Here is a 9,796-nt window from a genome sequence, read left to right as displayed (position 1 = left end):
CTTGTTACAAAGCTGTTAAACGATCTAAAAACAAAACCCTGCCAGGGTTTTTCACCTAGTTTTGATGCCTGTTCAGGAATTTCCAGAACAAGTTCTTACACCACCTTTACATAGTTTACAGCCTGTCAATGCAGCGCCTCGAAAGGTATTGTTCCTTTTTGTAAGATGCCCGTTAAACAATTAAAGTAGCTATTCAAAACACCAATATGAAAACTGCCCTGTTTCTTCTCTGTAGCTTATCATTAAGTACGATTGTATTTGCTCAAAGCCAAAAAGATCGCCTCGATATTTTTATTGATTGCCAGATGTACTGCGATTGGGTTTATATCAAACAGGAAATTCAATTTGTCAATTACATGCAGAACCGGCAGGAGGCAGATGTTTATATTTTGGCGACTCGGCAAAGCACCGGAGCTGGTGGTCGCGAAGTGCAGTTAGCCTTTATTGGTAACAATGAATTCTCTGGCATCCAGGATACCATCAAGTATTTCACCGACCCCAATGCAACCGATGCGATTGAACGGGAACAATTAGTCAATACACTCAAAAAAGGGTTACTCCAGTTCTTGGTACAAACCTCTATGGCTGACCAAATCACCTATGCGATTGAACCGGAAGAGACCGAAGAAGGAATGGAAGCAACGGAAGAAAACGATGATCCCTGGAATAACTGGGTTTTTAACATCGGAGGTAATGGCTGGCTGAATGGCGAATCTACTTATTCCAATGTAGATTTGACAGGGCGCTTTTCAGCTTCTAAAGTGACGGATAAGCATAAACTCAATTTCTCCACTTTTTATAATTATGAGACATCCACTTTTAAATTAACCGACGGTGATGAGACTTATGTCATCCGAAGTTATAATGCTCGGCTTGAATATGTCAAGAGTTTAGGGCCCAATTGGTCGGTCGGCTTTACGACCCGAACGGGTTCTAGCACTTTTGGGAATATGGATATTTCTACTACTTTCAAACCTGCCATCGAATACAATATTTTCCCTTATGAGGAGGCAAGTACCCGCCGCTTTAGTTTCAATTATTCGATAGGGCCGGAGTATTATAATTATACCGACACAACAATTTATGACCTATTATCTGAAACGCGAATGCGCCATGGTTTAGACATTGAGTTCAACCAAACACAAAAATGGGGAAACGTTTCTTTAGACATTGGTATTCAGCAATATTTACATGGTTTTGAATTATTCAATGCCTACATTAATCCCAACATCGAATGGCAGATTTTCAAAGGATTGAGTATTGATTTTGGTGGTTATGCCTCTTTTGTACGCGACCGAATCAATATTGCCAAATCAGATATTTCAGACCAAGACATTCTCCTGCAAATAAAACAACTGGATACCGACTTTACCTATTTCACTTACTTTGGCTTGAACTATCGTTTTGGATCTAAGTATAATAATTTTGTGAATCCGCGATTTTAGAGCTTGTTACAAAGCTGTTAAACGATTTCAAAACAAAACCTCACCATCGTTTTTTACCTAGTTTTAGGCAGCTTCTTAGCCATGCCAGATGCAAGTAGTATCGTAACAAAACCAACTGATGAAAAATATTTTAATAATTACCTCCCTTCTATTCTACTCCTTTTCATTATCAGGTCAGGAAAATGAGCATTTATTTTTCCTGGAAACGGATACCAGTTGGAGAAAAGAAATGTTTGTTTTCCCTATCAATTTTGCACGCGATATTGATTATCAAGGGGTCGAAGATGCAAGGTTCCCAAAGGGCTGGGAGGAACAAGATAGTCCTAACTTTTGGTCTTATGCTTACGCATGGAACTTAGAAGACAGCGGCGATCTCACGGAAGCCGATTTGGAGACCAGTTTGCAAAAATATTTCGTTGGTTTAATGCGCTGGGAAGAGACAAGCGTTCAACTCTCAACAACTAACAACGCCGTTTTCACAGGTGTGGTTAAGACCATGGATGCCTTTTTCACCAAAGAACCAATGGATCTAAATGTTCTTATAGAAAAGACATACTGCGAAGAGAAAAATAAATCCATCATACTTTTTCGGTTTTCCCCAAAAGGGTTTGAAGCCGATGTCTGGAACAAATTAAAAGAAGTACAGCTCCCCCTTGCCATCGCCTCATGTGAAGAAACCAAGGTTAAAAAAATCCACGACCTCATTAAAGCTTGTTCTGACTACGGGCAATTTAACGGATCTGTTCTAGTGGCAGAAAATGGTGAAATTATTTACAAGAATGGTTTCGGACAAGCTAACATGGAGTGGAACATTCCGAACAAATCGGATACAAAACACAGATTAGCCTCCATTACCAAGCAGTTTACAGCCATGGCTATTGTACAACTGGTAGCAGAAAATAAGTTAGCATTGGATCAACCGATCACAACTTATCTCCCCGATTACCCCAAAGCAACCGGAGACAGCGTAACTATTCACCACTTACTCACCCACACTTCCGGAATCCCGAACTACACCTCCTTCCCCAACTACAGAGAGGTGATGCGTGCCCCACACAACACGATGGAACTTGTAAGCCTTTTTGCTGACTTGCCGCTTGAATTCTCTCCGGGAGAGCAATTTGCTTATAGCAATTCGGGATACGTTCTATTGGGCGTCATCATTGAAAAAATCACAGGAAAATCTTACGAACAAGTCCTACAAGACAAGATATTTTCACCACTCGAAATGAACGACACCGGTTATGACCAACACCGTACTATCATAGAAAACAGGGCCTCAGGCTATAACAAGATTGCAAATACATTTGAAAACGCCAGCTACATTGACATGTCTGCCGCTTTTGCAGCAGGAGCCCTGTATTCAACAGTTGAAGACCTTTACCGTTGGGACCAAGCTTTGTATACGGAGAAACTGTTGCCCAAAGAATACATGGACTTATTATTTGACACACATATTGCTGCCTGGGGCCAGCACTATGGCTATGGCTGGGAAATTGGTAAACTTCGCATAGGAAACACCCAGGAACACACACAAACAATTAGCCATGGTGGTAATATAAATGGCTTTAATACCCAGATCACGCAGATACCAGCTAGCCAGTCATTAATCCTTTTGTTTAACAATACTGGCCTAGCCCCTCTTTATGATATGACTACTGCTATAAACGGGATTCTTCACGACAAACCCTATATCTCTCCGAAAAGGTCTATGGCTTATTCCCTGTTAGATAAAGTCCAAAAAGACGGGATCGCCTCTGGACTTGCATACTACAATGAAATCAAAAAATCGGATGAGTATCACCTCAATGAAAACGAGATGAATTTGTCAGGCTATCAGTTAATACAATCAGGAAAGGTAGAAGATGCAGCAGCTGTTTTCAAGCTAAATGTCGAAGCGTTCCCAAATTCATTTAATGTTTACGATAGTTATGGTGAAGCGCTTATGATGCTTGGAGATACAGCCCTGGCTATTGAAAACTACAAGCGGTCCGTTCAATTAAATCCAAATAATGAAAACGGCATTCAAATACTGAAAGAAATAGGAATAGACACCGAATCGCTGATTATAAAAGTTCCTGTCGAGCATTTGCAACTATTGGCAGGAGAATACATGGCAACTGACCAGGCCCGGGATTGGAAAATTGTGATAGAGGAGCTGAATGGAGAGTTGTTTGGTAATGACGGAGGCTATAGGTACAAACTAAACCCCATAGGCGACGAAAAATTCATCAATCCGGATGATGGAGCGACCGTCGTTTTTGATGCTAAAGACAAAAACGCAATTACTTTTGTGATTTTCGGAAGGGTGAATTTTAAGAAGGTGAAATAAAAAAATTCCATCCTTCGACAATTATTATAACTGAGTGAGGAATTTCCCTAACAAGTAGATCACGGGGAAGACCGCACCAAAAGCAACGATTTTAAACAGTTCCGGCAAGGCCTTATTTTCTACTCGGCGGGTTTCGATAGCGGTACTCATTTCCTGTTTCATGATTCTTCTTTTTTTGATACAGGCAAATTTATGCTAGTCCCAGGCGCTATGAAATAACAAATGTTAATTAACGTGAGCTTACTCGAATTTAGTAGCGACCCGGCTTCTTATCCGCGACAAGGATACGGTGGTAACCCCAATATAAGAGGCCAAATACTTCTGTGGAACTCGCCGAATGAGCTCAGGGTTTTCTTTTAAGAGGTCTATATACCGCTCCTCAGCACTAAGAGAAGTAAAGAATTCAATCCGCAAAATAGCATCATGTAAAGCAGTTGATACCGCTTGGTTCCATAACTTGAGTAAACGGATATTATCGGATGCCAGGAGCTTTAACTTTTCGGTACTGAGCAGGATGACTTTGGCATCCTCTACAACTTCCAGAAACTCGTTAGAGGCTTGGCCATAAAGTATACTCCGCATACAGCCTGTGAACTCTCCCTCTTTAGCAAACCGTACCGTTTTTTCAGAACCATCCGAGGTCAATATATAAGTTCTGATAATACCTTGCCGAATACCTATCGAATATTCAAACTGCTGCCCTTGCCGGGCAATGACTTCCCCCGCTTTATAACTTTTCAAACTTGTTACCTGGTAAATATCCAACAAGTCCGCTAATTGCAGAAACCGATACTCTTTGAAAAAATCGAAGACTAAATTTTTCATAGCAAGAGGAAAATGATAAAAATACTAATACTCCTACCCTCTCCGCCAAAGTAAGCTGCTATCACCGTAACTGAGGAAACGAAAATCGTGAGCGATAGCGTAGTCATACACCTTTTTCCAATCGTCGCCGATAAGGCTGGCCACCAAAAGAAGGAGCGTGCTGCGAGGTTGGTGAAAGTTGGTAATGAGGCCACTCACCAACCGATTGGGGTAGCCCGGAGCAATGAGAAGCTGGGTGTATCCCTCTAGTAAATCGGTCTGTGAGTTTTGTAAAAATGCTAATAAAGCCATGATAGCTGCTCCTGCCGTGGGGAGCTCGTCGGCGGAAAGTTGATAAGGCTCCCACTGGCCCACCACAAAGCCGTCGTCGATGGTATTGCCTTTAACGAGGCGAACACCCAGCCAATAAAGGCTCTCCAACGTGCGCATACTCGTAGTGCCCACCGGAATGATCGGCGCCCCCGCGGCGAGAGTATCCGCCAAAGCCTGTACCAGCGCCCGCTCCACAAAGATGCTCTCACGGTGCATATCGTGTTCGCCAAGGCTGTCTGTCGTGACGGGCTTGAAGGTCCCAGCGCCCACGTGCAGTGTCACAAAAGATCGATGAACACCTTTCTTATCCAACGCCTGAAAAACCGCTTCCGTAAAGTGCAGCCCCGCCGTTGGTGCTGCTACCGACCCTTCGGGTTGTGCATAGATGGTCTGGTAACGATCCTGATCGGCAGCTTCGCTATCACGATTGAGGTAGGGAGGAAGCGGAATGATGCCTCCTGCCACTAAAAGTTCACCAAAAGAAAGCTGTGGCGCATCCCAGCTAAAGGAAATTCGGAAAGGGCCATCGAGCCAGTCGCCGCGCCGCGCCGTGAGGGTAACCTCCCCTTGTGGCGTATTGATCTGCTGGCTAATTTCACCCGTTTTCCATTTGCGGTTTCCTCCTACCATGCATTTCCATTCTACCGCCTTTTGGCTGGAAAGGTTCTGCTGATAATCAAGCGGGCTTAGCGGTTCAAGGCACAAAATTTCGAGCGGCCGCCCCGTAGGAAGCACAAAACGCAAACGCGCGTGAATGACCCGCGTATTATTAAAAACCAACAAACTCCCCGCAGGAAGCAGCTCCGGTAGTTGGTCAAAAACTTGCTCGGTGACCTCCCCCTGCCGGTAAATCAACTGCTTGGAGGCATCCCGCTGCGGCAGCGGGTAGCGGGCAATGCGGTCTTCCGGCAAAGGGTAGTCGTAATCGTCAATGTTGATGTGATGCGGCAAAGGGGAAATAGCGTTTTTTATAAAAATACAAAAGTAAGAAAAGATAGTTCCACGCGCTTGTTTTAGCCAAGCTTACCTACTCCTTTACCGTTCCGCGCAGCACACTTACATTGCTGTTGAACGGATTGCCAGATGCGCGGCGGAAAGCCACCACTTGCCCAACATGCCAAAGTGCATCAGCTATTGGGCCATTGAGGTTATTCCAGAAAGGAAATACAGTCTGGTTTTCGCCACGCTGAAAGATAATATTGAAGCGTTTCATGTCCTTAGGCTTACTGTTTTTGAGGCGTTCGCTGGCAGCAGCAAGCAGATTTAAGGTTTTAGTACGCTTCTCCGTAAAAGTCAATTCTTCCCTCGGGCTGCCACTGATGTTAGGTTGCTCCATAACTGCATTATAGACCACATTGGCTAGGCCATAGATGTGATCGAGCGTTTCTTCGCTAGAGCGCGATTCGGGCGTAGTCCTGTAAGCAAGATCTTGCTGCCGAAGGCTTTCAGTAGCCCAATAGTAACGAAAAGCCAAGCCGTCGACCATTCGTGCGGCAACAGTACAAGCGTTGTACTTTTCTGGAACATCGGGGATTTGCCGATAAGGTAAGCTAGGGTCAGATTCCATAATAGCGGGTTCTGTACTGGTAATGTCAACAAACTCGGTACTAAGATAGACTTCCTGCCATTCCCCTTTGGCAAAAACACCTACTTTGAAACTATAGGTGTACTCATCTACCTTTTCCCAAGCATCGGTGAGTAAAAACCCGCCGTAATTGTATTGGTAATAGATGTTGCCTTCTCGTAAACGGATGGTGCCTTCGGTAACAGAACCAAAGATGTCGTATTCGGAAAATTGTAGTTTTTCTTCACTTTTGTTCCAATAACGGATACCGTGGTTGCGCTGGCCCCAAGCTTTACTGATTGGATCGACAATGCCATCGGTTTGGGCAATGACCGCAGCCTTTTCCAAGTCCCAATGAAAGCGAACTTCTTGCTGAAAAGGATCGCCGTTGGCCCAAAATCCCTCAGCTCGCCAGGTCTTTCCCATCAAGGGGGCAAAGGCAGCCCGCAAGGCTGGTGTCTGGTTTTCGACAACTGCCACCACTTGCGGGACCAAGTTAAAATTGAAGGTATAGGTAGATGGCTGGCCGTCTTCCTCCCCTGTAATAGTCCGATTGAACTTGTTCCTTTCGGTAAAGGAATAACGAACCTCGCGGGGATTACCGTAGTCTGGATTCTCAAAAAGAATGTGGCTGGCCGAAGAAGAAATCGCCTGAAAGATCTTTGGTGCTCCGTCCTTTATAACACTAAACAGCATCCACTTTCCTCCTACTTTTTCGATACGAGAGGTGCTTGCGTAAAGCGTATCCCCTTTTTCCAGATAGATGGCTTGTGATTCGAAGGTAGTGGCATTGATAGCACGCCAGTTTTCTACAAGTTTGCCATTCCAGGCCGGAGAACTCCATTTACCCACAAGCAGTTGATCCAAGTCTGGAAAAGGATCTGTGCTAATGGATGCCGCACTGGCTGATAGCGTCCAGGAAAGAAAAAAGGCCAGGAATAAAATCGTTTTACCGTTGTGCATAACTAAGTCGGGGATAATGGTACAAAAGCCAAAGTTACGGAACGTTTTAGAGAGCATTCGTATAAATACATTAAGGCATTTAACCGTATGATCGCACTAGTACGATTGGGTGCGGTGTGCGGTAAAGTGCGGTGTGCGATGTAATACTCCGATTTCCGATTTCCCACTTCCGACTTTTGATGCTGAACGTATGATCGCAATCTACGGTTGGGACACATCTAAAAAAACACCTCTACGATGTGGAATATTGATAAAAATGTTAATTTCTAACGTCATCGCTCATGTTAGTTTCCGAACTAACATGTTATATGAAGCTGGTCTTCGGACCAGCAATCAAGGTTAGCCCATTTTACGCTGGTCAGAAGACCAGGAAGATAAGGTATCGTAGTCTGGAGACTACGACAAGCCTATATAGTTCGAGATGTGTCCCAACCGTAGATCGCAATGGTACGATGCCCCCCGTTCTACCCACAGAAAAAGACGCCAACAATCCACAAAAAAGTAACGCTGGCTTACGCCAGCGTCACGGAATCAGTGGATAGACTCCACTTGAGCTAGTTCATGGGAAATAGATCCTTATTTATCCAGTAATGCCTCGAGCTTTTGCAGACGTGCTTCCATTGCTTCTAGCTGCTGCTCCTGCTGGGTTAACTGTTCTTTTTGCTGTTCAATTACTTGCTGCTGCTCCTGAATAGAGGTGATCGCCAAAACTGTCAATTGGCTATAGTCTACCAATAACGTGGATGCTTCTCCCGCTCTAGAACTGGTAGTCGTAATCAGCTCTGGAAAGACCGCTTGTAGGTCTTGCGCCAGAAAACCATGATACTTACGATCCAAGTTCGTTTTGTAGTTATAATACTTAGGCTGCAGCTCCAATAACCTTGGAAGCACCCCACTTAAAACACTGATATTGGTCTTCAAACGGGCATCAGAGGTAGGAGAATAGTTGCCACTTGCTTGATCGAAAGAACCGCGAGAAGCATTATTATGATAAAGCGTCATATTGCCACTATTTGCTACAGTAGTGCCTACATAAAACTCCCAATTCTCGGCTTCGTCATCACCATTCATAAGGAGTATTCCGTACGATCCACCGGTAGTACTTGTGTTTTGTTGTACCCGTAAAGGATAACCGCGGCTATTGTTAACCCCCGGTGCTACTCCTACGTTAAGCTGCCGAGTTCGCATCTCAATTTTTCCTTGGCCAAAGCCATTAGCATCCGTAGAGATGAGGCGTGTACGACCGAAGGTCGTTCCCGCTCCAGCAGAAAAATTAATAGCTGGTGTACCCACTTCTATAGCTCCACCACTACTATTACCAACCGTAACGGCAGGAATAACCCAACCAGAATTTAAATTGCTACCAATAACCAACTCTTCATCAGGGTTAGCATTACCAATACCTACTCTACCACTTCCGAGAATAGTCATTCGGTCGGCAGCACCTTGGTCATTTCTGAAATAGAAATTCATTTTACTATCAGCAGCCCCACTTGCTCCATTTCGAGAGGTAGCAGCAATGTGCCATTCTGCATCTTCATGTACCGTGTTGCCGAAACCCAAACGGGCAAATTCATCTTGGGTTTCTTGCAGCAGAAGATGGGTCTTTTCTACACCAGAATTTTTACGCACTTGCACCCAGGCATTAGCTCCGGATATATCTCCAACCTGAAACTCACCTGATTCCCGCATTCTAAAGTGCGTCGTAAAACTTGTAGATCCATCTGGCTTAAAGCGATACTGTAGATTCGCCCCAGTATTGATCGTACTCATTTGCCACTGGTTACCATTATCGGGGAAACCTAAATGAAGAGACCCTAAATTGGTTTGTACAAACAAATCGCCACCTACATGCATTTTCATTTCAGGTTCGTCAATACCAATACCTACATTTCCTGTTCCTGTAGTTAAAGCCGCTTGGCCAGTAGAAGTGGTATAAAAATGGCCACCAACACCACCACCAAAGCCGTAACCCAAAACACCAGCCCCCGTGCTGGAATTCGACACTCCCTGTACACCAGCATAAAAGCTGTTTTCAGCATAGCCATAAACACCGTGGCCGTTTAAAGAATGACCTAAGACCCCCGCCCGATTGGCTGGTAAGGCTTCTCCGCCAGGACTGTTACTACCTGCTATTCCGTAAGATGCATTTTCGTCGTTATGAATATGAAAAGCAGCTCCTGGTGTCTCTGTCTCATCGTAATAAGGTAACTCTATTTCGCCAGCAGGGCCTTGAGGGCCAACGGGGCCAGTCATCCCTGTAGGTCCTATCGGACCTGGAATACCTTGCGGACCAACAAGTCCTTGATCACCTTGCGGACCGGCAGGACCAACGGGACCAACATCACCTTGCAA

7 protein-coding genes are annotated in these 9,796 nt (G+C 44.7%); 2 read left to right on the top strand and 5 right to left on the bottom strand.

The genetic code is table 11. The annotated features are described in order from the left end of the window. Nucleotides 1-206 precede the first annotated feature (206 nt). Both ACRBG0_RS04900 and ACRBG0_RS04895 read left to right on the top strand, forming a co-directional pair. Nucleotides 207-1,445: a hypothetical protein gene (locus tag ACRBG0_RS04900; protein ID WP_431485791.1), complete on the top strand. Its 1,239-nt coding sequence runs from the start codon at nt 207-209 to the stop codon at nt 1,443-1,445. A 118-nt stretch (nt 1,446-1,563) separates the two neighbouring features. After that, entirely contained in the window at nt 1,564-3,777 is a 2,214-nt protein-coding gene (locus ACRBG0_RS04895; RefSeq protein WP_431485790.1) for a serine hydrolase, read from the top strand. 24 nt (nt 3,778-3,801) lie between these two features. Here the strand turns inward: ACRBG0_RS04895 and ACRBG0_RS04890 are convergent, their stop codons facing one another. The 5 genes from ACRBG0_RS04890 to ACRBG0_RS04870 form a co-directional block, all read right to left on the bottom strand. Further along, on the bottom strand, nt 3,802-3,939 hold the full coding sequence (locus ACRBG0_RS04890; protein ID WP_431485789.1) for a hypothetical protein: 138 nt from the start codon (nt 3,937-3,939) through the stop codon (nt 3,802-3,804). A 78-nt stretch (nt 3,940-4,017) separates the two neighbouring features. Next, nucleotides 4,018-4,602, bottom strand: a complete 585-nt coding sequence (locus tag ACRBG0_RS04885; protein ID WP_431485788.1) for a Crp/Fnr family transcriptional regulator — start codon at nt 4,600-4,602, stop codon at nt 4,018-4,020. Between the two features lie 33 nt (nt 4,603-4,635). Continuing rightward, on the bottom strand, nt 4,636-5,865 hold the full coding sequence (locus tag ACRBG0_RS04880) for an S-adenosylmethionine:tRNA ribosyltransferase-isomerase (protein WP_431485787.1): 1,230 nt from the start codon (nt 5,863-5,865) through the stop codon (nt 4,636-4,638). A gap of 76 nt (nt 5,866-5,941) precedes the next feature. Next, nucleotides 5,942-7,498 (bottom strand): hypothetical protein, encoded by a 1,557-nt coding sequence (locus ACRBG0_RS04875; protein WP_431485786.1) that lies wholly within the window; start codon nt 7,496-7,498, stop codon nt 5,942-5,944. A gap of 519 nt (nt 7,499-8,017) precedes the next feature. Beyond that, the coding region (locus ACRBG0_RS04870) for a tail fiber domain-containing protein (RefSeq protein WP_431485785.1) at nt 8,018-9,796 on the bottom strand (1,779 nt) is incomplete at its 5' end.

The organism is Lewinella sp., assembly GCF_050633125.1.
In the GTDB taxonomy this organism is placed as follows: domain Bacteria; phylum Bacteroidota; class Bacteroidia; order Chitinophagales; family Saprospiraceae; genus Lewinella.
This window is presented reverse-complemented; position numbering and strand designations above follow the sequence as displayed.

Bases quoted from the DNA above. Each gene is read 5' to 3' on its own strand.
- ACRBG0_RS04900 (WP_431485791.1), top strand. From the start codon at position 207: ATGAAAACTGCCCTGTTTCTTCTCTGTAGCTTATCATTAAGTACGATT.
- ACRBG0_RS04875 (WP_431485786.1), bottom strand. From the start codon at position 7,498: ATGCTCTCTAAAACGTTCCGTAACTTTGGCTTTTGTACCATTATCCCC.
- ACRBG0_RS04895 (WP_431485790.1), top strand. From the start codon at position 1,564: ATGAAAAATATTTTAATAATTACCTCCCTTCTATTCTACTCCTTTTCA.
- ACRBG0_RS04885 (WP_431485788.1), bottom strand. From the start codon at position 4,602: ATGAAAAATTTAGTCTTCGATTTTTTCAAAGAGTATCGGTTTCTGCAA.
- ACRBG0_RS04890 (WP_431485789.1), bottom strand. From the start codon at position 3,939: ATGAAACAGGAAATGAGTACCGCTATCGAAACCCGCCGAGTAGAAAAT.